Source organism: Pinisolibacter sp., from assembly GCF_036782435.1.
Taxonomy (GTDB): domain Bacteria; phylum Pseudomonadota; class Alphaproteobacteria; order Rhizobiales; family Ancalomicrobiaceae; genus CALBKH01.
Genome location: NZ_DAIPZB010000004.1, coordinates 85,781 through 107,043, shown reverse-complemented (window position 1 = coordinate 107,043; position 21,263 = coordinate 85,781). Strand labels below are relative to the sequence as shown.

The window sequence follows — 21,263 nt, the reverse complement described above, 5'->3', positions numbered from 1 at the left end:
CGATTCACCGCGGCTCGAGCGTCCAGGACACCGGGCGCCGCGCGCCCTTGACGGTCATCAGCCCTCGCGCCCGGTCGCCGATCAGCGTGCCGCGATAGCGCTGGACACAGGTCGTTCGCGCTTCGCACAGCCGCCGGAAGAAGATCGACCGACCGAGGACACGGCCATCGACGATCGGATCCTTCGCCCGCCCCGGCATGGTCGGATCGGAGAAGCCGGAGAAGCGCCGACCGTTCACCGTGAGATCGACGACGGCGACCGTGGCTCCGGTCCGCAGCTCGTAGCGCCCACTGGCGAAACGCCCGCTCGCGAGGCGGCCACGGCCGGCGACACCGGGTTGCCCGGTGCCCGCTTTCTGCACCACGCAGCGGATGGTGATCGGCGCACGGACGCAGCCGAAGGCGTTGTAGGCGACGGTCGCCCCGCCGACGAAGGGTCCGCCCGCCGGTCGGCCGCAGGCATCCTCCGCCGGATAGGCGCAACCCTGCAGCGTCGTGCGGGTCAGCTGCGACATCCAGGGGCCGTCGACCTGCCGCCAATAGGATTCGTAGTCGCCGCGCGGCAGCCGCGTCGGTGTGGTCGGCCCGGTCGCCTGTGCCGCCGCCGGCGTCACCGAACCGGCGACGACGAGAAGCCCGCCCAGGATCGCACCGAGTGTCCTCATTCTCGCCTCCCGGCCTTCTCCCGTGTCGATCATGATCGAATATTAGCCATCCCGTCGAGGAATGCCACGCCGACCGCGACGGTTCCGCGACGGTTTCGCGACACCGATTCCCGTTGACCTGCGGTCCCGGCTCTGATTTGTGATCACCTTCGCGCGCGCGTGCGTACCTCCATGCGCGCCCCTCGGCTTTCCCGGGCGTTTCGACGCCGCCTCTCGGAGTGACGAAGAATGACGACTTGGCCGATCTACGGCGAGATCACCGGCCCCATCGTGATGATCGGCTTCGGCTCGATCGGCCGCGGCACGCTGCCCCTGATCGAACGTCATTTCACCTTCGACAAGTCGCGCCTCGTGGTCATCGACCCCTCGGACGCCGACCGCGAGCTCGTCGACGAGCGCGGCTACGCCTTCGTCCATCAGGCGGTGACCAAGGAGAACTACCGCACCCTCCTCACCCCCTTCCTCACCCGAGGTGGCGGCCGGCCCTTCATCGTCAACCTCTCGGTCGACACCTCGTCGCTCGACCTGATGAAGTTCGCCCGCGAGCTCGGCGCCCTCTACATCGACACCGTCGTCGAGCCCTGGCTCGGCTTCTACTTCGACAAGTCGGCCGGCCCGGAGGCGCGCTCCAACTACGCCCTGCGCGAGACCGTGCGCGCCGAGGCCCGCGCCCATCCCGGCGGCCCGACCGCCGTCTCCTGCTGCGGCGCCAACCCGGGCATGGTCTCCTGGTTCGTCAAGGCCGCCCTCCTCGACATCGCCCGCGACACCGGCGTGAAGGTCGACAAGCCGACCACCCGCGAGGGCTGGGCGAAGCTGATGCAGAGCCTCGGCGTCAAGGGCGTCCACATCGCCGAGCGCGACACCCAGCGTTCGAAGAATCCGAAGCCGATGAACGTCTTCGTCAACACCTGGTCGGTCGAGGGCTTCGTCTCGGAAGGCCTGCAGCCGGCCGAACTCGGCTGGGGCACCGCCGAGACCTGGATGCCGGACAACGGCCGCACCCACGCCACCGGTTGCAAGGCGGCGATCTATCTGCTGCAGCCCGGCGCCAACACGCGCGTCCGCACCTGGTGCCCGACGCCCGGCGCCCAGTACGGCTTCCTCGTCACCCACAACGAGTCGATCTCCATCGCCGACTACTTCACCGTCGGCGACAAGGAGAAACCCGCCTTCCGGCCGACCTGCCACTACGCCTACCACCCGGCCAACGACGCGGTGTTGTCGCTGCACGAGATGTTCGGAGCGGCCGGCGCCAAGCAGCCGGTCAACCACATCCTCGACGAACACGAGATCGTCGACGGCATCGACGAACTCGGCGTCCTCCTCTACGGCCACGCCAAGAACGCCTACTGGTACGGCTCGCAGCTCTCGATCGAGGAGACCCGCGTGCTCGCCCCCGACCAGAACGCCACCGGCCTGCAGGTGTCCTCCGCCGTGCTCGCCGGCATGGTCTGGGCGCTCGAGAACCCGGAGGCCGGCATCGTCGAGGCCGACGAGATGGACCACGAACGCTGCCTCGAGGTGCAGACCCCTTACCTCGGTCCGGTCTGCGGCTACTACACCGACTGGACCCCGCTGAAGGACCGTCCCGGCCTCTTCCCCGAGGACATCGACACGGCGAACCCCTGGTCGTTCCGCAACGTCCTGGTCCGCTGACGCTCGCAACCGAAACGATCGCGAAGTGATACCACACGCCCGGATGGCCGGAGAGCCCCCTCTCCGGCCGTTTTCGTGGGCGGTTCACCGATCCATGAGCCACCCACGTGGGTTTTCTCACGGTGGGTCAACGTTTTGTTCACCGGACCAGCCGAACGTCGAGGAATCCCCTCACGAGGTTCCCGCCCGATGAAGAACTGGTCCGTCTCGCTCAAGCTCACGCTGCTCTTCGTAGCGGCCATCCTGGTCTCCGTCGTCATCGGCGTCTTCAGTCTGTGGGCCGGTCATACGCAGGATCACCTCGACGACACCATGCGTCGGGCCTACCTCGGTCAGACCCACGTCGAGAAGATCAACGGCCTCGTCTACGCCGTGGTGATGGACAGCCGCGGCGTCTACATGTCCGAGGACCCGGCCAAGCTGAAGAAGTTCGCCGACGGCATAGCGGCCTCGCTGACCAAGATGACGAACACCGTCTCCGAGTGGGAGAAGGACGTCGCCCCCTCGCTGCGCGGCAAATTCGACGAGATGAAGGGCCGCGTCGCCCAATTCCGCGACTTCCGCACCGAGATGGCTCGCCGCGGCATCGCCGAGGGCAACGCCATCGCCCGCGAACTCGGCGACAACGACGCCAACCGCGCCGTTCGCTCCGCCCTCAACAAGGACCTCGAAGCGCTCGCCGTCGGATTGAAGGACCAAGCGGACCAGTCCTCCGGAGAGTTGGAGCATCTCGCCGATCTGATCACCGTCGTCGATGCGGTGCTGATCGCGCTCGTCTTCGTCATCGGCGGCCTCGGCATGTGGGTCGCCCGCACCGGCATTTCGCGCCCGATCCACCACCTCATCGAGACCATGGCGGCGATCTCCGGCGGCCGCACCGACGTCGACGTGCCTCACCGTGATCGCGGCGACGAGATCGGCCGGATCGCCGGCGCCGTCGCCGACTTCCGCGACGCCGTCGCCCGTTCCGAGACGATGAGGTCGTCCCTGTCGCAGGAGGGCCTCGCCCGCGCCGAGCGCCAGACCCGCATCGACGCCGCCGTCGCCGGCTTCGATCGCGAGATCAAGGCGCTCTCCGACGATCTGGGCAAGGCCGCCGCCACTCTGTCGGACGCCGCCCGCGGCCAGATCCGCGACGCCGGCGCCGCGTCCGACCGTACCCGCTCGGTCGCCGACGCCTCGGCCCGCGCCACCACCAACGTCCAGTCCGTCGCCGCCGCCGCCGAGGAACTCTCCGCCTCGGTCGTCGAGATCAACGCCCGCGTCGGCGACGCCACCGCCACCGCCCAGGCCGCCGTCGCCACGGCGTCGCGCTCGTCGGCCTCCGTCCAGGGTCTCGCCGGATCCGCCCAGAAGATCGGTGAAGTCGTCGACCTCATCCGCTCGATCGCCGAGCAGACCAATCTCCTCGCTCTCAACGCCACCATCGAGGCGGCGCGCGCCGGCGAGGCCGGCCGCGGCTTCGCCGTCGTGGCGAGCGAAGTCAAGGCGCTCGCCGACCAGACCGCCAAGGCGACCGAAGAGATCTCCCAGCAGATCGTCCAGATCCAGACCACCGCCCGCGCCTCGGTCTCGGCCATCGAGGAGATCGGCGCGACCATCCGCACCATCGACGAGATCACCGGCACCGTCGCCGCCGCGGTCGAGGAGCAGAGCGCATCGACCAGCGAGATCGCCCGCAACGTTTCGCACGCCGCCCACGCCACCGGCGAGGTCGACCGCGACATCGGCGAAATCGACCATGTGGTCACCGCCACGGTGAAGAGCGCCGACGGCCTCCTGAGCCTCGCGGAGAACCTCACCGCGCGCACCGACGACCTCGGCCGGCGGGTCGAGCGGTTCCTCGCCGCCCTGCGGGCGGCGTGATCCCGGGCGAACGGCGCGAGAACCTGTCATCGTATACCAATTCGACAGGGTTCCCGATGCAGAATGAGGACGTCCGGGTTCATCGGGGTCGTATATGCGTGTTGTCGGGTCCTATCTGGGAGCGGCGTTGGTTTCGGCGTTGATCGCCGTCGGCCTGCTGTTCTGGGGTCATGTCGACCCCGCGGCGCCGCGCGGGCCGCTCCAGGTCCCCGGCATGCTGCTCGCATGGTCCCCGGATTTCGCCATCCAGACCCGCCGTGTCGGCAACTTCATCGCCACCGCCGGCCCGGAGGTGACGATGCCGCTGCGCCTGCTCGCGGCCACCATCATCTTCCTGGTGCTGAACTTCGCCGCCCTGGTTCTCTACGAGACCACCGACGACGCCTGGCGCGGCGTCCGCCTGTGGGAGATGCCGAAGCCGCTCTGGGCGACGCTGATCTTCACCGTCATGACGTCGGCGCTCTACATGGCGGCGGTCCTGTGGGACGTCGCGCTGCTGCCCCGTCTCGCCCTTCCGCCCGAGGGTTTCACCATGGCGGCCCTCGCCGGCGGTCTCGTCTTCGGCCTCGGCCGGCCCCGCCGAGAGGCGAGCGAAGACTGACCCTCGCGCCCCGATGTTCGACGACGGTCGCGTCGAGACCCCATCATCCCCGGATGTCGATGACGCCGGCTTCACCGTTCTCCGCGCCGAAGACGACGCGCACCCCGGCGCCGTCCCAGGCGAGCGCCGACAACGGCGCCGCGCCGGGCTTCCGCAGCAGCACCTCGGCGGCGTCGCCGAAGCGCACCGCCAGCACCATGCCGTCGTCGTAGCCGAGGGCGACGACGTCCTCGGTCGGGTGGCAGGCGACCTGGGTGACGATGCGGTCGCGCGGCCCGAGCTGGAGCGGGTTCTTGCCCATCGGCCCGTCCTTGGTGAAGAACGGCCAGAGGATCGCCGCATTGGCACCGGACGTGGCGAGGAACCGCCCCTTCGCCGACCACGAGACCGACTTCACCTTGGTCGGATAGCCGGTCATCCGCATGTGCTTCATGTCCTCGATGCGCCAGCCGTGCAGCGCCGGCTCCTGCATCGTGGTGACCAGGAACCGCCCGTCCGGCGACACCACCACCCCGGTGTGCGCCCCTTTCCACGGCATGTCGACCGGAGCGCCCTTGGCGCTCACCCAGTGCAGCATCGCCTTGTCGATGGTCGCGGTGGCGAGCCGCAGCCCCTTGGGCAGGAAGGCGAGGCCACCGACCGCCTTCTCGTGCGGGAACTCCACCACCTCGCCGTTCGCCAGCCGGACCCAGGCCATGCGCCCGGCCGCGGTGGCGATCGCCCCCTGCGGGCCCTCCGCCAACTGGTCGAGCCATTTGCCCGGCTTCTCGAACAACGTCTCGGTTTCACCGCGCCCACCGGTGCGCACGACGCGGCCGTCGTCGCCCGAGGAGATGAGCGTTCGGCCGTCGGCGGAGAAACGCGCGGCGAGAAGACCGCCGTCGTGAGCTTCCACCGTGAGGCCGAGTTCGCCGTCACGGATCACCACCCGCCCGTCGCCGAGCGCGAAGACGGCGGCCTCGCCGAGGAAGCCGCAGGCGACGACATGGGCGTCGAGTTCGAAGGGTTCGACCGTCGCCATGGATCAGGCCCGGCAGGCTTCGAAGCCGGCCTTCAGCGCCTCGAAATCGAGGTCGCGGCCGATGAAGACGAGGCGGCTCTCGCGCTTCTCGTCCGCCTTCCAATCGCGCTGGTGATCGCCCTCGACGATCATGTGGACGCCCTGCACGACGTAGCGCTCCGGATCGTCCTTGAAGGCGATGATCCCCTTCATGCGACGGATCTGTGGCCCCTGTTCCTGGGTGGCGCGATTGATCCAGTCGAAGAAGGCCTGCGGATCCATGTCGCCGGCGGTGAGCGAGATCGACTTCACCGTTTCGTCGTGGTGGTGATGGTCGGCGACGAGGAACTCCGGCTCGACCGCGAGGATGCGGGTGAGATCGAAGGCGCCGCGATCGAGCACTTGCGCCAGATCGACGGCGCAGCGCTCGGTCTCGATGACGTGGGCGTAGGGGTTGATCGCCGCGATCTCGGCCTTCACCGCCGCCAGTTCCTCGGCCGAGACGAGATCGACCTTGTTGAGCAGGATCACGTCGGCGAAGGCGACCTGATCCTCGGCCTCGGGGCTGTCGCCGATACGGGCCATGAGGTTCTTGGCGTCGGCGACGGTGACGATGGCGTCGAGCCGGGTCTTGGAGCGCACGTCGTCGTCCATGAAGAAGGTCTGGGCGACGGGCGCCGGGTCGGCGAGGCCGGTGGTCTCGATCAGCACCGCGTCGAAGCGCCCCTTGCGCTTCATCAGGCCTTCGATGATGCGGATCAGATCGCCGCGCACGGTGCAGCAGATGCAGCCGTTGTTCATCTCGAAGATCTCTTCGTCGGTGTCGACGACGAGATCGTTGTCGATGCCCACTTCGCCGAACTCGTTGACGATCACGGCGTATTTCTTGCCGTGGTCCTCGGTGAGGATGCGGTTGAGCAGCGTCGTCTTGCCCGCACCGAGATAGCCGGTGAGCACGGTGACGGGGATCGGCTGGGAAACGTTCGTCATGTCTTTCCTCGGACGACGAACGCCCCGGCGGGTCGCCGGAGCGCTCGGAAGACGCAGGGAACCGCAGGGCGACGGCTCAAGAGCCGATCATCGCCCGGGTGATGAGCGTCACGTTGTGGCGGACCATATCGACATATGTGGGGGCCGGTCCACCCTTCGGCGAGAGGGCGTCGGCGAAGAGTTCGCCGCCCGGCTTCACCCCGGTCTCCTTGGCGACCCGGTCGATCAGCCGCCGGTCGGTCATGTTCTCGATGAAGACCGCGGAAATCTTCTCCTTGCGGATCTGCCGGATCAACTTCGCCACCGCCTTCGCGGTGACCTCCGCCTCGGTCGAGATCCCCTGCGGCGCCAGGAATTCGATGCCGTAGGCAGCCGAGAAATAGCCGAAGGCGTCGTGGCTGGTGATCACGCGGCGCTTGTCCGCCGGGATCCGGCCGATCGCCGCCGCCACTTCGCCGTCGAGCGCCGCCAGTTCGCCGTCGTAGGCGGCGGCGTTGGCGGCGTAGACCTCGCGCCCGGCCGGATCGGCGGCGACGAGCGCGTCACGGATCGCCGCGACGTAGAGCCGGGCATTGGCGACCGCCTGCCAGGCGTGCGGGTCGAGCGCCCCGTGGTCGTGATCGTGGTGACCGTGACCGGCCTCCGCCTCGTGATCGCCGTCCATCTCGCGCGGCGTGATACCCGAGGTCGCGGTGACGATCACCGCCGATGTCCCCGACGCGTCGACGAGCCGCCGCGCCCAACCTTCGAAACCGAGACCGTTGAGCACCATCAGCTTCGCCGCACCGACGGCGCGCAGATCCGCCGGGGTCGGTTCGTAGACGTGGGCGTCGCCATTCGGACCGACCAGCGTGGTGAGCGCCACCCGATCGCCGCCGACCCGCGAAACGAAGTCGCCGAGGATCGAGAACGACGCGACGACCGGCAGTTTCTCGGCCTCGGCTCGGGCCGGCGCGAGGGGCAGGGCCGCGGCGGCGGCGAGGAAAATCGCGAGCACGACGCGACGGGAGACGATCGGCATGGTGAACCCTCCTCGATGATACTCTCGGATCAAGCTTCGAGATGCGGCCGCATCAGCCGCCCGACCAACAACCCTCGCCGCCCGAAGGCGAGCGACAGAACGTAGACGAGACCCGCCGTCAGGATGATCGCGGGACCGGCAGGCAGGCCGAAATGATAGGAGGCGAGCAGCCCGACGATCGCGGCGAGGGCGCCGCCACCGGCCGCCACGCCGATCATCGCCGAGAGATCGTCGACCCACAGCCGCGCGCTCGCCGCCGGCAGCATCATCAGGCCGACCGCCATCAGCGTGCCGAGCGCATGGAAGGCGCCGACGAGGTTCATCACCACGAGGCCCATGAAGACCAGATGCACCGGCGCACCGGCACGGGCGACCGAGGCGAGGAAGACCGGATCGACCGATTCGGCCACCAGCGGCCGAAAGATCACCGCGAAGCCGAAGAGCGTCGCCGTGGCGATCCCGGCGATGAGGAACAGCGCCTGATCGTCGAGCGCCAGCACCGTGCCGAAGAGCACGTGCAACAGGTCGACGTTCGACCCCTTCATCGACACGATGGTGACGCCGAGCGCCAGCGAGACGAGATAGAAGGCGGCGAGCGCCACGTCCTCGCCGAGCACCGAAGCGCGCGCCACCGCCCCCGCCCCCACCGCCACCGCGATGCCGGCGACGAGACCGCCGATGGTCATCGCCGGCAGCGACAGGCCGGCGGCGAGATAGCCGATCGCCGCGCCGGGCAGGATGGCGTGGGACATGGCGTCGCCGGTCAGCGACATGCGCCGGAGCATCAGGAAGACGCCGACCGGCGCCGCCGCGATCGCCAGCGCCACCGCCCCGACCAGCGCCCGGCGCATGAATTCGAACTCGGCGAAGGGTTGGATCAGCGCGGCGTGGAGGAGGTCGACCATCGAGGATGTCCGGAAGGGGGCGTCAGGCGGCGGGGCGGTGGCAGATGTGGGCGTGGTCGTCGAAGGACTCGATCATCCGCCGCGCCCGCGCCAGGTTCTCCTCGGCGATCACCTCGCCGACCGGCCCGAAGCCGACCTTTTCGCGGGCGATCAGCAGCGCGTCGCGCGCCAGACGCAGGGCGATGTCGTGATCGTGCAGCACCATCACCACGGTGCGCCCCTCCGCGTGCCAGCGCCGAACGAGGTCGATCAGATCCTCGGTGGTGCGCCGGTCGACGGCGTTGAACGGTTCGTCGAGCAGGATGACGGTCGCGTCCTGGACGACGAGGCGGGCGAACATCGCCCGCTGCATCTGCCCACCCGACAAGGTGCCGATCGCCCGCCGCTCGAACCCTTCGAGCCCAACCGCCGCCAGCGCCGCACCGACCTTGCGTCTCTCTTCGTTGCCGATGCCGCCGAAGGCGCCGATGCGGCGCCACAGGCCGAGGGCGACGAAATCGAAGATCGAGATCGGGAAGGAGCGATCGATCTCGGCGAGCTGCGGCAGATGGGCGATGTCGCGCGCCGCGAAGCCGTGGAGGCGGATCCGGCCGCCGAGCGGCGCGAGGAGCCCGCCGATGCCCTTGAGCAGCGTCGACTTGCCGGCCCCGTTCGGCCCCAACACCACCGTGGTCACCCCTCGGGCGAAGCCGCCGGTCAGATGATGCACCGCCGGGTGACGGTCGTAGCCGAGGGTCAGGTCGGCGAATTCGATGGCGATCGGATCCTGCATGTCCATGGCGTCCCTCATCCGGCGATCGGCGCCAGCGCCCAGGCGACCGCCGCCCAGATCGCCATCGACAGCGCCGCCGCGATCCCCAGCCGCCCGGCGAGGGACACGCCGATCAGCGAGAATGCCGGAGCCATCGACGCCGCGCCGTGCCGATGCGTCTCGTGCATCGCCTCATGTCCGGGATGGTCGTGCGCGTGCGCCGTCCCGTGGGCACGGTCGTGACCATGGGAATGGTCGTGATCGTGCGCGTGGACCACCTCCGCCGGCGCGATCGCCGCGGCAGGACCGTCGGGCGCGCCGGAACGCGTGGAGGGGGTCGGATCGTGCATAACGGATGTTATAACGTAACACTCCATCATCGACAAGCTCCGCTCACTCCCGACCGGCGGCTCCGAAGAAGACACGGCGGCTGCCGACGACCGACGCCCTTCGTGTAGAGTGCTTCCAGAATCGCCCGGGGATCTCCGACCGAAATGACCGCGCCGCCGAACTCGCAGCCGACCGCCCGCCCAGCCGACCATCCGCCGATCGAGACCGGCCGCGTCGGCGTCCTTCTCGTCAATCTCGGCACGCCCGACGCCACCGACTACTGGTCGATGCGCCGCTATCTGAAGGAGTTCCTCTCCGATCGCCGGGTGATCGAGGTGCCCAGGGCGATCTGGTGGCCGATCCTCAATCTGATCATCCTGACCAGGCGCCCGGCCGCCAAGGGCCGCGACTACGACAAGATCTGGAACCGCGAAAAGAACGAGGGCCCGCTGCGGACCATCACCCGGTCGCAGGCCGACCTCCTCGGCGAGCGCCTCTCCGACGCCGGCGACCGTCTGGTGGTCGATTGGGCCATGCGCTACGGCAACCCGTCGATCGCCTCGCGCCTCGAGGCGCTGACGAAGCGCGGCTGCGAGCGCATCCTGGTGGTTCCGCTCTATCCGCAATACGCCGCCGCCACCACCGCCACCGTCGCCGACGCCGCCTTCGACGCGGCGAAGACCATGCGCTTCCAGCCGGCGCTGCGCATCGCCCCACCGTGGCACGACGATCCGGTCTACATCTCGGCGATCGCGTCGAGCCTGCAGGCCGAGATCGCTCGCCTCGAGCACCAGCCGGAGGTGATCCTCGCCTCCTTCCACGGCATCCCGCAGCGCTACTTCGACGCCGGCGACCCCTATTACTGTCACTGCGCCAAGACCATGCGCCTGCTGCGCGAGGCCACCGGCCTCGGCGAGGACCGATTGCGCACGACCTTCCAGTCGCGATTCGGCAAAGAAGAGTGGCTGAAGCCCTATACCGACGAGACGGTCGCCGCCCTCGCCCGCTCCGGCGTCGAGCGGCTGATGGTGATCACCCCCGGTTTCACCAGCGACTGCCTCGAAACGTTGGAGGAGATCGGTCACGAGAACCGCGCCATCTTCCTCGACAACGGCGGCGAGAGCTTCCATCTCGTCCCCTGTCTCAACGACACGCCCCGTGGCCTCGACGTGATCGAGACCGTGGTCCGTCGCGAACTCGCCGGCTGGATCTGATCCGCGATCACCCCGTCGCGGTTCGGACATGAAGAAGCTACACTCTGCCGCTCGCTCCGGGGACAGGTCGACCGGACGAGGTGGCGCAAGGATCACGCCGCGGCGAAGGAGGCGGACATGACAGGTATCTCGCTCTCGGGTTTCGACATCGTCGTCATCGTCTTCCTGGCACTGCTGGTGCTGGTGTTCTTCGCCGGCGTGAAGACGGTTCCGCAAGGCTACAATTGGACCGTGGAACGCTTCGGCCGCTACACCCGTACCCTGACCCCGGGCCTCAACGTCATCACCCCCTTCATCGAGACCATCGGCGCCAAGCTGTCGGTGATGGAGCAGGTGCTCGACGTTCCGACCCAGGAGGTCATCACCAAGGACAACGCCACCGTCGCCGTCGACGGCATCATCTTCTATCAGGTGCTCGACGCCGCCCGCGCGGCCTACGAGGTGCAGAACCTCGAACTGGCGATCCTCAACCTGACCATGACCAACATCCGTACCGTCATGGGCTCGATGGACCTCGACCAGCTCCTCTCCCACCGCGACGCCATCAACACCCAACTGCTCGCCGTCGTCGACGCCGCCACCGCCGCCTGGGGTGTCAAGGCCACCCGTATCGAGATCAAGGACATCGTCCCGCCCACCGACCTCGTCGCCGCCATGGGGCGCCAGATGAAGGCCGAGCGCGACAAGCGCGCCGCCATCCTCGAATCGGAGGGCATGCGCCAGTCCGAGATCCTCAAGGCCGAAGGCCAGAAGCAGGCGCAGATCCTGGAGGCCGAGGGCCGCCGCGAGGCCGCCTTCCGCGACGCCGAGGCGCGCGAACGTCTCGCCGAGGCCGAGGCCAAGGCGACCGAACTGGTGTCGCAGGCGATCGCCGCCGGCGACGTCCAGGCGATCAACTACTTCGTCGCCCAGAAATACGTCGAGGCGCTGAAGCAACTCGCCGCCGCGCCCAATCAGAAGGTGCTGATGCTTCCCGTGGACGCCACCTCGATCCTCGGCTCGGTCGCCGGCATCGCCGAGATCGCCAAGGCGAGCTTCTCCGAGGATGCGCCGCGCCGCCGCGGCGCCGGCGTCCCCGACACCCGCGGCTGATCGGAGAGATCGACCATGCTCGAATTCCTCGAGACGCTGTTCCTGCGCTACGGCGCCTGGAGCTGGTGGGTCCTCGGTCTCGTGCTGCTCGCCCTCGAACTGGTGATGCCGGGCTTCGTGCTGGTGTGGTTCGGCGTCGCGGCGATCGTCGTCGGCCTCTTGGCCCTGGCGGTGAACTGGTCGGTGCAGACCCTCGCCCTGATCTGGGCCGCCGCTTCGATCGCGCTGCTGCTCGTCGGCCGCCGCTGGTTCGTCCGCGACGTCGGCCGCTCCTCCGAACCGCTCCTCAACGATCGCGCCGGCCGCCTCGTCGGCCGCGTCTTCACCCTCGCCGAGCCGCTCGGCGAGAACGGCGGCAATCTGCACATCGACGACGGCGTCTGGCGTATTCGAGGGCCGGTCCTGCCGGCGGGAACCAGGGTCGTGGTCCGCGGCTCCGAAGGCACCACCCTGGTGGTCGCCCCGGCCGACTGACCGACGGGCGCGGATCGGCGCCGGACCCGGGTCATGCCGATCCGCAGCAGCCCGTGCGTGGTCTCCCGAGCCACGCCGATCCCGCTACGGCCCGTGTGTGGCCTCTCAGGCCACGCCGATCCGCAACAGATCGTGCATGTGGACGATGCCGACCGGCCGCCCTTCGTCGAGCACGAAGAGCGCGGTGATCGACGACGTCGACAGGATCTCGATCGCCCGCGCGAGCAGCGTGTCGGGGCGCACCGTCTTCGGCCGAGCCGTCATGATCTCATCGACGACGCGGGTGAGCAGCGTGTCGGAGAGATGGCGACGCAGGTCGCCGTCGGTGATGATGCCGGCGAGCAGCCCCGCCGCATCGACGATGCCGACGCAGCCGAAGCTGCGGCCGGTCATGACCACCAACGCCTCCTTCATCGTCGTGCCGCTCGCCACCAGCGGGATCGTCTCGCCCGAATGCATGACGTCGCGCACCAGACGCAGGCTCGCCCCGAGCTTGCCGCCGGGGTGGAAGACGCCGAAGTCGCTCGCGGTGAAGCCACGCCCCTCGAGAAGGGCGATCGCGATCGCGTCGCCGAGCGCCAGTTGCAGCAGCGTCGAGGTGGTCGGCGCCAGCCCGTGCGGGCAGGCCTCTTCCGCCCTCGGCAGTTCCAGGACCACGTCGGCGGCCCGCCCCAGGGTCGAGCCGGCGTTCGAGGTGATGGCGATCAGCGGCACCTTGAAGCGCCCGGCATAGGCGATGATCGCCGCCAGCTCCGCCGACTCGCCCGACCACGACGCCGCCAGGATCACGTCGTCCGCGGCGATCATGCCGAGATCGCCGTGCCCGGCCTCGGCCGGATGGACGAAATAGGCCGGCGTCCCGGTCGAAGCCATGGTGGCGGCGATCTTGCGGCAGATGTGGCCGCTCTTGCCCATACCGGTGACGATCAACCGCCCCCGCGCCGACAGGATCCGCGACACCGCCTCTTCGACCGCCTCGCCGAGCCCCCCGGCGAGCGTGTCGCGCAGGAGCGTCAGACCCCGTGCTTCGATGTCGATGGTCGCGAGGGCGGAGGCGAGGAAGGGCGTCGTCATCGGTCTGGTGGAATCCGTTTCTGCCGCGGCGATCGCGGCGAAGGATTTCGCCGCCGCCGCCCGGCGGCGGCACTGTCTAGCACTTCCGCGCAACGATGGGGAGGCATCCGGGCGGGCGCCCCGCCGGCGGGATAAGGAAGCGTTAACCATGGTCGTTTACCTTTCGGCAACCCACCGTCGATCCACGCCGCGCGCGGAGTGGTCGGCCGCCGTCGAGGACCCATGCGCCCGCGCCCCTCAACCGCCCCGTCCGCCGTCGCGCCGATCTCGACGGAATCCGCCGTCGCGGATCGCGCTCGGTCGCGTCTGCGGGCGGGATTGGCCCTCGCCGTCTCGATCCTCTCCTGTGCGCCGGTCGCCGCGCAGATGCGCACCACCGACGACGCCGATCCGCGCGACCCGTTGCGCCGACAGAGCCTACGTGCTGCCACGACGCTGAAGCCGGCGACGAGCCGCACCGCCCCGAGCTCGCCGCTACGCGGCAGCCTCGGTGTGCGGCGCGACGCCGACACGGCGCCGGGCGATGCCGCGGCCGCGACGCCCGAACTCGATCCGCTCCTCCCCACCCCGACGCCGGTCGACGCCGACCCTTCGGCGCTCGAACCGATCGGGCGACCTGCGTCCACCCCGGCCACACCGACACCGGCGACCCGTCCCGACGCCCGCACCGCCGGCGCAGCAGCGGGGCGCATCGATCCGGCGACCGGCCGACCGATGGTGCCGGGCAGCGACTCCGCGACGCGACGCGGACCGGTCGAACGCACCGGGACCGTGACGAAAGGTGGACCGACCCTGGCGGAAGCCGCGGTTCAGCCGCGGTCCCGCGACGTCCTCGCCGACAAGCGCGACGAGGCGGCGATCGAGAACGACGAATATGCCCAGCTCGGCCTGAGGACCGGCGGTTTCACCTGGCTGCCGGCGATCGAGACCTCCACCGGATGGAGTTCCAACGTCGCCTCCAGGGCCGGCGGCGCCTCCGGCGTGACCTGGCGCGTCGCCCCCGAACTGATCGGCCGCTCCGACTGGTCGCGCCATTCGCTGCAGATCGAACTGCGCGGCGCCTACCTCGGCAACACCACCGATCACGACTACGACAAGCCGTCCTTCCAGGGCACCCTGCGCGGCCGCATCGACCTCGGCGACGAGACCGCCGTCGACGTCAAGGCCGGCTGGTCGCACGACCGCGATTCCAGCTCGAGCGCCGACGATCCGGCGAACACGGTCGTTCCGGCGACGACCGATTCGAAGACCGCCTCCCTCGGCATCACCCGTGATGTCGGCCTCGTCGCCCTCACCCTGCGCGGCGACATCGAGCGCTACGACTACTCCGGCGGCACCACCTCGACCGGCGCTTCGCTCGGCTCCGAGATCCAGAACAACACCCGCCACATCGCCGCCCTGCGCGCCACCTGGGGCTCGAAGGGATCGCTCCGCCCCTTCGTCGAGGTCCAGGCGTCGAACCGCGACTACGACGATGCGATCGTCGCCGGCAGCCCCGCGATTCGATCGGTGCGGCGGCGAAGGTCGGCGTCGTCGCCGACCTCGGTCCGATGCTGCGCGGCGAACTGTCGACCGGTTGGGGCGTCGAGCGTCCCGAAAAGGGCACATTGCCCGACATCTCCGGCTGGCTCCTCGACGGATCGTTGGTGTGGTCGCCGACCCGCCTGACCAGCGTCAAGCTCGACGCCAAGACGAGTTTCGAGCCGACCACTCTGGCGACCTCCCCCGGCGCCGTCTCGCGCACCGTCGGCGTCTCGGTCGACCACGCGCTCCGCCCCGATCTCGTCGCCTCCGCCGGGCTGGCGGTCGCCGACAAGCGCTATGTCGGGACGTCTCTGCGCGAGGACACCGTGACGCTCTCCTCCGGCCTCACCTACAAGATCGACCGGAACATCCAGACCTTCGTCAAGGGCGGCCTGACGCGTTACGTCTCCACCTCCGCCGGCGCCGACTACGATGTCGCGACGGTCATGGTCGGCGTCCGCCTGCAGCGCTGACGCCGATCGCCGCCGGCCCTCGGATACGAAACGGCCGGCGTCTCGCGACGCCGGCCGAAACGTCTTCTCGTCGTGAACGACCTCACAGACCCTTCAGAATCGCCTCGATCTCGGCGCGGAATTCCGCCCTGAGATCCTTGCGCTCCAGTCCGTAGGCGACATTGGCGGCGAGGAAGCCGACCTTGGAGCCGCAGTCGTAGGTCTTGCCCTCGAAGCGCACGCCCCAGAAGGCATCCTCGTCCATCAGCGCGCGCATCGAGTCGGTGAGCTGGATCTCGTTGCCGGCGCCGCGCTCCTGGGTCTCGAGCAGTTCGAAGATCCGCGGCTGCAGGATGTAGCGGCCGTTGATGAAGAGGTTCGACGGCGCGGTGCCCTTCGGCGGCTTCTCCACCATCGAGGTGATGCGGAACGCCTCGCCCTTGGCGTCGCCGACGCCGACGATGCCGTACTGATGCGCGAGTTCGGGCGGGCACTCCTCGACCGCGACGACGTTGCCGCCGGTTTCGTGGAAGACGTCGGTCATCTGCGCGAGGCAGCTCTTGGTGTGGCCCTTCATGATCATGTCGGGCAGCATCACCGCGAAGGGCTCGTCGCCGACCAGATCGCGCGCGCACCACACCGCGTGGCCGAGGCCGAGCGGCTCCTGCTGGCGAGTGAAGGAGGTCGTGCCCGGCGGCGGCCGCTGGGCGTCGAGGATGGCGAGTTCGGCCTTCTTGCCGCGCGACCTGAGCGTCGCCTCGAGCTCGTAGGCGAGGTCGAAATGGTCCTCGATCACCGCCTTGTTGCGGCCGGTGACGAAGATGAAGTGTTCGATCCCCGCCTCGCGCGCCTCGTCGACGATGTACTGGATCACCGGCTTGTCGACGACGGTCAGCATCTCCTTGGGCATCGCCTTGGTGGCGGGCAGGAAGCGGGTCCCCAGGCCCGCGACGGGGAACACGGCTTTGCGGATCTTCTTCGTCATTCCGAGGACTTTCTCGCCTGTGGACTCTCGTCGACGCATCACCGATCGTGGCGCGCCGCCTTGTGCGTAATCCATCGCCCCGAGCCCGGCAAGCGCACCGCTCACGATGCGTCACCGACGGATGCGACGGCGTGCGATTCTTCCGAAACCGCGGCGAAATCATGAGGAAGCGGCGTTAAGACGGTGTTAAGTTCGAATTAACCATGATCACCGGGAGATCAGCCGGCGTGCCGACGGCGAGCGCCGCCGCCCCACACCCGCCCCGGGAGACTTCGCGATGTCCGATCCGCGCCGTTTCGACGGAACCCTGCTCGACCTCGCGCTGCGCCGACGGGCCTTCCTGATCGGCGCCGGTTCGCTGGCGCTCGGCGCCTGTTCGTCGTCGCCGATGGCCGGCCTCGGCGTCGCCAAGGCCGAGACCGGCTCGATCGGCACACCCGCCGACGAACCGGGTCCGGTCGCCGACACCGGCTTCACCGAATGGGTCGGCCGCTTCCGTCCCCGGGCCCTGGCCAAGGGTGTCTCGGGTGCGACCTATGACAGGGTCATGGCCGCGACCGTCCCCGACACCGCCGTCTACAAGTTCGACCGCGCCCAGCCCGAGGTTCAGGAACCGATCTGGCGCTACATCGAACGCCGCACCAGCGACTACAACGTCGAGACCGGCAAGAAGCGGATCCGCGAATACGCCGCGCTGTGGGATCGCATCGAAGCGAAATACGGCGTCGACCGCTATACCCTGTGCGCCCTGTGGGGGCTCGAGAGCTCGTTCGGCGATCTCGCCGTCTCCGCCAAGTACATGCGCAAGGTCATCCCCTGCCTCTCCGCGCTCGCCTGGGGCGACGCCCGTCGCCGCAGCTATTGGGAGCAGGAACTGATCAACGCGCTGATCATCGTCGACCGCGGTTGGGCCGAGCCCGACCAGATGATCGGCTCCTGGGCCGGCGCCATGGGCCACACCCAGTGGATGCCCGAGGTCTGGCTCAACATGGGCGTCGACTTCGACGGCGACGGCCGCATCAATCCCTTCGGCAAGCCCGACGACGCGCTCGCCGGCACCGCCCGCTACCTGGTCGAGCGCGGCCGCTGGCGGCGCGGCGAAGCCTGGGGTCACGAGGTCGACTTCACCCCGAAGTTCGACCACGCACATGCCGACGGCAAGACCCAGAAGACCTTCGCCCAGTGGACGGCGCTCGGCCTGCGCCGCGCCGACGGCAAGGCCTTCTCCCACCCCGACACCGTGGCGCGCATCTACCTGCCCGCCGGCGCCAAGGGGCCGGCCTTCGCCCTGACCCGCAATTTCTACGCGGTGAAGTCCTACAACCCTTCGTCGAAATACGCTCTGGCGATCTGCCACCTCGGCGACAAGATCCGCGGCGAGGGCAAGTTCGTCAGGCCCTGGCCGGTGGACGAGCGCTCGCTGACGCTGAGCGAGACCCAGGAGGTCCAGGAGCGCCTGACCGCCCTCGGCTTCGACACCGGTGGTGCCGACGGCCGTTACGGCGACAAGACTCGCGGAGCGATCCAGGCTTGGCAGAAGTCGGTCGGCATGACGCCCGCCGACGGCTATCCCACCGACAAGGTCCTCGCCCGCCTGCGCGGCGGCTGATCCGCGCCTCGTCGAGACCGATCGACGCGACCCGCGGCGCCTGTACTCGTTTCGCCCGATTCTGCACTAGACTGTCCGTCGCGACGAATCCGGCACCGGCGGCGGTGCGCGGATCGTCACGGGACGAGGCGAGACGGCGATGCGTGGTGTCCGGACGGCACTGATCCTATTGATGGTGGCGCTGTTCGCCGCGTCGGGAAGCGCTCCGGCCGCCGCTCAGGTCGATCCGATCGGCGGCTTCTTCCGTGCCCTCTTCGGCGTTCCCCAGCAACGCCGCTTGCCGCCGGCTCCGCCGGATGTGGTCGCCCCGCCGAGGAAGCGGGTCGAGCCCAAGATCGTCGAAGTGCCGAAGAACCCGGACGCCCAGACGGTGCTGGTCATCGGCGACATCGAGGCCCAGGGCCTGGGCTACGGTCTGCAGATGGCCTTCGCCGAAGAGCCGTCGATCGTCGTCGTCGCCAAGTCGCGCAACGCTTCCGGCCTCACCCGCGACAACGACGGCGAGTGGAGCACGATGGCGACGAAGGTGTTCGCCGAGAACAAGGCCGACATGATCGTCGTCATGCTCGGCGTCAACGACTATCAGACCATCCCCGTCCCCGGCGCCAAGGGCCTCGAAGTGGCGGGCGAGGAATGGACCAGGGTCTACGGCGAGCGCCTCGACAAGCTGATCGCCGAGATCCGCGCCACCGGCAAACCGTTCTGGTGGGTCGGCCTGCCGCCGACCTCCGACCCCGATCGTCGCCCCACCGCGCGCGCCGCCTACGCCGCCTTCCTGTCGTCCCTCAACGACATGATCCGGCCGCGCGTCCAGGCGTCCGGCGGCGGCTTCGTCGACATCTGGAACGCCTTCACCGACGAAGAGGGCCACTACACCCCGACCGGTCCCGACGTCGAAGGCCAGATCAAGAAGCTGCGCACCAACGACGGCGTGCTCTTCACCCGCGCCGGCCAGAGGAAGCTCGCCTTCTTCGTCGAGCAGGAGATCCGCAAGGTGATGCGCGGCGGATCGATCCCGGCGCTGATGTCGCTGCCCGAGGAGCCGCGCATCGAACCCCGGGCGGAAGAAGCGATCGTCGCCGGTCCGCCGCCGCTGCCGCCCGCACCGTGGACGACCATCGGTCCGATCGTCCCCCTCGGCAAGGTGGCCGGCCCCGACGGCGAAGGCGGCCTCGCCGGCGGCGCCGGTCGACCGCAGGAGATCCGATACCTGCCCGGCGGCTATCCCGTCGCCGACACCCCGGCGCATCGCCGCCTCGTCGAGGGCCTGCCGATCGAAACCCCCGCCGGCCGCGTCGACGACCACTCCCGCCGCGCCCCCTGAGGCGCAGCGCGTCCCCCGCGGCCATCGACCGCCTCCCGAAACGACGACGGCGCGCCACCCGAAGATGACGCGCCATGATGTCTCATACCGGGTCCACGAAATTCGGACTCGTCCGAATTTCGTGAGTTTCGGCCTGACCGGCCGACGCCCATTTGGGCTTGCCTTCGCCCATGAAGTTCCGAACAGGTCGGAACTTCGTGGGCTCGGTATCACGCTCGCCTCGCGTCGCTCAGCGCGGCAGTTCGGTCCGGCCCATCAGGAACAGGTCGATCGAACGAGCGGCCTGACGGCCCTCGCGGATCGCCCACACCACCAGGGACTGGCCGCGGCGCATGTCGCCGGCGGCGAAGACCTTCTGCATCGAGGTGGCATAGTCGTCCTCGGTCGCCTTCACGTTGCCGCGACCGTCCTTGGCGACGCCGAGCGCATCGATCATGCCCTCGTGCACCGGCGAGACGAAACCCATGGCGAGCAGCACCAGATCGGCCTTCAGCACCTTCTCGGTGCCGGCGATCGGCTGGAACCTGGCGTCGACCTCGGCGATGTGGACTTCCGTGACACGGCCGTCGGCCCCCTCGAAGCGGGTCGCGGTGACGCCGAACAGACGCTCCGCACCCTCCTCGTGGCTCGACGAGGTCCGGAGCTTGATCGGCCAGTTCGGCCAGGTTGCGAGCTTGTCCTCCTTCTCGGGCGGACGCGGCATGATCTCGAGCTGGGTGACCGACAGCGCGCCCTGACGCACCGAGGTGCCGATGCAGTCCGAGCCGGTGTCGCCGCCGCCGATGACGACGACGTGCTTGCCGCCGGCCAGGATCGGCGCCACTTCGCCGAGCGGCTCGCCCGAGACGCGACGGTTCTGCTGCGGCAGGAACTCCATGGCGAAATGGATGCCACCGAGGTTGCGGCCCGGCGCCGGCAGATCGCGCGGCTTCTCGGCGCCACCGGTGAGCAGCACCGCATCGTAGAGATCGACCAGTTCCTGCGCCGACACGTCGAGCCCGACGGTGGTGTTGAAGTGGAACTCGACACCTTCGTCGACGAGCTGCTTCACCCGGCGCTCGACCACGCCCTTGTCGAGCTTGAAGTCGGGGATGCCGTAGCGCAGCAGGCCGCCGGCCTTGGCGTTCTTCTCGTAGACGTGGACGTCGTGACCGACGCGCGCCAGTTGCTGCGCCGCCGCGAGGCCGGCCGGGCCGGCGCCGACGACCGCCACCTTCTTGCCGGTCTTGGCCTTCGCCGGCTGCGGCACGAGCCAACCGTTGGTCCACGCCTTCTCCGAGATCGTCGCCTCGATGGTCTTGATGGTGACCGGCGCGTCGAACAGGTTGAGCGTGCACGACGCCTCGCAGGGCGCCGGGCAGATCCGACCGGTGAAGTCGGGGAAGTTGTTGGTCGAGTGCAGGTTGGCCGCCGCGGTCTCGTAGTCGCCGTCGTAGACCAGATCGTTCCAGTCGGGGATCTGGTTGTTGACCGGACAGCCGCGGTGGCAATAGGGCACGCCGCATTCCATGCAGCGCGCCGCCTGCCGCTCGACGTCGGCGTCGGCCAGCGGCAGGGTGAACTCCTTGTAGTGGCGGATACGATCCGCCGCCGGCTGGTACTTCAGCTCCTGGCGATCGTACTCGAGAAAGCCGGTGACCTTGCCCATCGTGTCACTCCGTTCCTTTGCTTCTCCGGCCGGGGGTCCCGAGGCGCTTCGCGCCGTTCGAGGGACCCACCGCCGGGGTC

General features: G+C 69.1%; 18 protein-coding genes and 1 pseudogene. 9 read left to right on the top strand and 10 right to left on the bottom strand.

Going from position 1 to position 21,263, the window contains the following annotated elements:
• Positions 1-4: 4 nt before the first annotated feature.
• Positions 5-664 carry a hypothetical protein gene (locus tag V7Q42_RS02980; RefSeq protein WP_333822371.1) on the bottom strand — a complete coding sequence of 220 codons (660 nt, stop codon included), beginning with the start codon at positions 662-664 and terminating at the stop codon, positions 5-7.
• Positions 665-892: 228 nt separating this feature from the next.
• Here V7Q42_RS02980 and V7Q42_RS02975 point away from each other — a divergent pair, with 228 nt between their 5' ends.
• The 3 genes from V7Q42_RS02975 to V7Q42_RS02965 all read left to right on the top strand — a co-directional run bounded on the left by V7Q42_RS02975 (position 893) and on the right by V7Q42_RS02965 (position 4,790).
• The gene (locus tag V7Q42_RS02975; RefSeq protein ID WP_333822370.1) at positions 893-2,323 is read left to right on the top strand and encodes a homospermidine synthase; all 1,431 of its coding nucleotides are present in this window, start codon (positions 893-895) and stop codon (positions 2,321-2,323) included.
• 189 nt (positions 2,324-2,512) lie between these two features.
• Positions 2,513-4,189 (top strand): methyl-accepting chemotaxis protein, encoded by a 1,677-nt coding sequence (locus V7Q42_RS02970; protein WP_333822369.1) that lies wholly within the window; start codon positions 2,513-2,515, stop codon positions 4,187-4,189.
• Between the two features lie 94 nt (positions 4,190-4,283).
• The gene (locus tag V7Q42_RS02965) at positions 4,284-4,790 is read left to right on the top strand and encodes a hypothetical protein (protein ID WP_333822368.1); all 507 of its coding nucleotides are present in this window, start codon (positions 4,284-4,286) and stop codon (positions 4,788-4,790) included.
• Positions 4,791-4,833: 43 nt separating this feature from the next.
• Here V7Q42_RS02965 and V7Q42_RS02960 read toward each other — a convergent pair whose 3' ends face one another.
• The 6 genes from V7Q42_RS02960 to V7Q42_RS02935 all read right to left on the bottom strand — a co-directional run bounded on the left by V7Q42_RS02960 (position 4,834) and on the right by V7Q42_RS02935 (position 9,645).
• Positions 4,834-5,811 (bottom strand): WD40 repeat domain-containing protein, encoded by a 978-nt coding sequence (locus tag V7Q42_RS02960; RefSeq protein ID WP_333822367.1) that lies wholly within the window; start codon positions 5,809-5,811, stop codon positions 4,834-4,836.
• Between the two features lie 3 nt (positions 5,812-5,814).
• Positions 5,815-6,780 carry a CobW family GTP-binding protein gene (locus V7Q42_RS02955; protein WP_333822366.1) on the bottom strand — a complete coding sequence of 322 codons (966 nt, stop codon included), beginning with the start codon at positions 6,778-6,780 and terminating at the stop codon, positions 5,815-5,817.
• A 76-nt stretch (positions 6,781-6,856) separates the two neighbouring features.
• Positions 6,857-7,801: a metal ABC transporter substrate-binding protein gene (locus V7Q42_RS02950; RefSeq protein WP_333822364.1), complete on the bottom strand. Its 945-nt coding sequence runs from the start codon at positions 7,799-7,801 to the stop codon at positions 6,857-6,859.
• Positions 7,802-7,830: 29 nt separating this feature from the next.
• Positions 7,831-8,706, bottom strand: a complete 876-nt coding sequence (locus tag V7Q42_RS02945; protein ID WP_333822362.1) for a metal ABC transporter permease — start codon at positions 8,704-8,706, stop codon at positions 7,831-7,833.
• A 22-nt stretch (positions 8,707-8,728) separates the two neighbouring features.
• A complete protein-coding gene (locus V7Q42_RS02940) occupies positions 8,729-9,484 on the bottom strand; it encodes a metal ABC transporter ATP-binding protein (protein ID WP_442958157.1) in 756 nt (251 codons plus the stop codon).
• A gap of 8 nt (positions 9,485-9,492) precedes the next feature.
• Positions 9,493-9,645, bottom strand: a complete 153-nt coding sequence (locus tag V7Q42_RS02935; RefSeq protein WP_333822360.1) for a hypothetical protein — start codon at positions 9,643-9,645, stop codon at positions 9,493-9,495.
• A 306-nt stretch (positions 9,646-9,951) separates the two neighbouring features.
• Between V7Q42_RS02935 and hemH the strand changes: the two genes are divergently transcribed.
• The 3 genes from hemH (at position 9,952) to V7Q42_RS02920 (ending at position 12,567) form a co-directional block, all read left to right on the top strand.
• Positions 9,952-11,001 (top strand): ferrochelatase, encoded by a 1,050-nt coding sequence (gene hemH, locus V7Q42_RS02930; RefSeq protein ID WP_333822359.1) that lies wholly within the window; start codon positions 9,952-9,954, stop codon positions 10,999-11,001.
• 117 nt (positions 11,002-11,118) lie between these two features.
• Positions 11,119-12,093 carry an SPFH domain-containing protein gene (locus V7Q42_RS02925; protein WP_333822358.1) on the top strand — a complete coding sequence of 325 codons (975 nt, stop codon included), beginning with the start codon at positions 11,119-11,121 and terminating at the stop codon, positions 12,091-12,093.
• 15 nt (positions 12,094-12,108) lie between these two features.
• Positions 12,109-12,567, top strand: a complete 459-nt coding sequence (locus V7Q42_RS02920; RefSeq protein ID WP_333822357.1) for an NfeD family protein — start codon at positions 12,109-12,111, stop codon at positions 12,565-12,567.
• A gap of 105 nt (positions 12,568-12,672) precedes the next feature.
• On the opposite strand, the gene V7Q42_RS02915 is transcribed toward V7Q42_RS02920, so the two are convergent.
• Entirely contained in the window at positions 12,673-13,641 is a 969-nt protein-coding gene (locus V7Q42_RS02915; RefSeq protein WP_333822356.1) for a KpsF/GutQ family sugar-phosphate isomerase, read from the bottom strand.
• A gap of 222 nt (positions 13,642-13,863) precedes the next feature.
• Between V7Q42_RS02915 and V7Q42_RS02910 the strand changes: the two are divergent.
• A pseudogene (locus V7Q42_RS02910) lies at positions 13,864-15,638 on the top strand (outer membrane beta-barrel protein).
• Between the two features lie 82 nt (positions 15,639-15,720).
• On the opposite strand, the gene galU reads toward V7Q42_RS02910, so the two are convergent.
• Positions 15,721-16,602, bottom strand: a complete 882-nt coding sequence (gene galU, locus V7Q42_RS02900) for a UTP--glucose-1-phosphate uridylyltransferase GalU (RefSeq protein ID WP_333822355.1) — start codon at positions 16,600-16,602, stop codon at positions 15,721-15,723.
• 277 nt (positions 16,603-16,879) lie between these two features.
• On the opposite strand from galU, the gene V7Q42_RS02895 reads away from it, so the two are divergent.
• Together V7Q42_RS02895 and V7Q42_RS02890 are read left to right on the top strand one after the other, a co-directional pair.
• Positions 16,880-18,211 carry a lytic murein transglycosylase gene (locus tag V7Q42_RS02895; protein ID WP_333822354.1) on the top strand — a complete coding sequence of 444 codons (1,332 nt, stop codon included), beginning with the start codon at positions 16,880-16,882 and terminating at the stop codon, positions 18,209-18,211.
• 139 nt (positions 18,212-18,350) lie between these two features.
• The gene (locus V7Q42_RS02890; protein WP_333822353.1) at positions 18,351-19,535 is read left to right on the top strand and encodes an SGNH/GDSL hydrolase family protein; all 1,185 of its coding nucleotides are present in this window, start codon (positions 18,351-18,353) and stop codon (positions 19,533-19,535) included.
• A 229-nt stretch (positions 19,536-19,764) separates the two neighbouring features.
• On the opposite strand, the gene V7Q42_RS02885 is transcribed toward V7Q42_RS02890, so the two are convergent.
• The gene (locus V7Q42_RS02885) at positions 19,765-21,183 is read right to left on the bottom strand and encodes a glutamate synthase subunit beta (RefSeq protein WP_333822351.1); all 1,419 of its coding nucleotides are present in this window, start codon (positions 21,181-21,183) and stop codon (positions 19,765-19,767) included.
• Between the last annotated feature and the right edge of the window lie 80 nt (positions 21,184-21,263).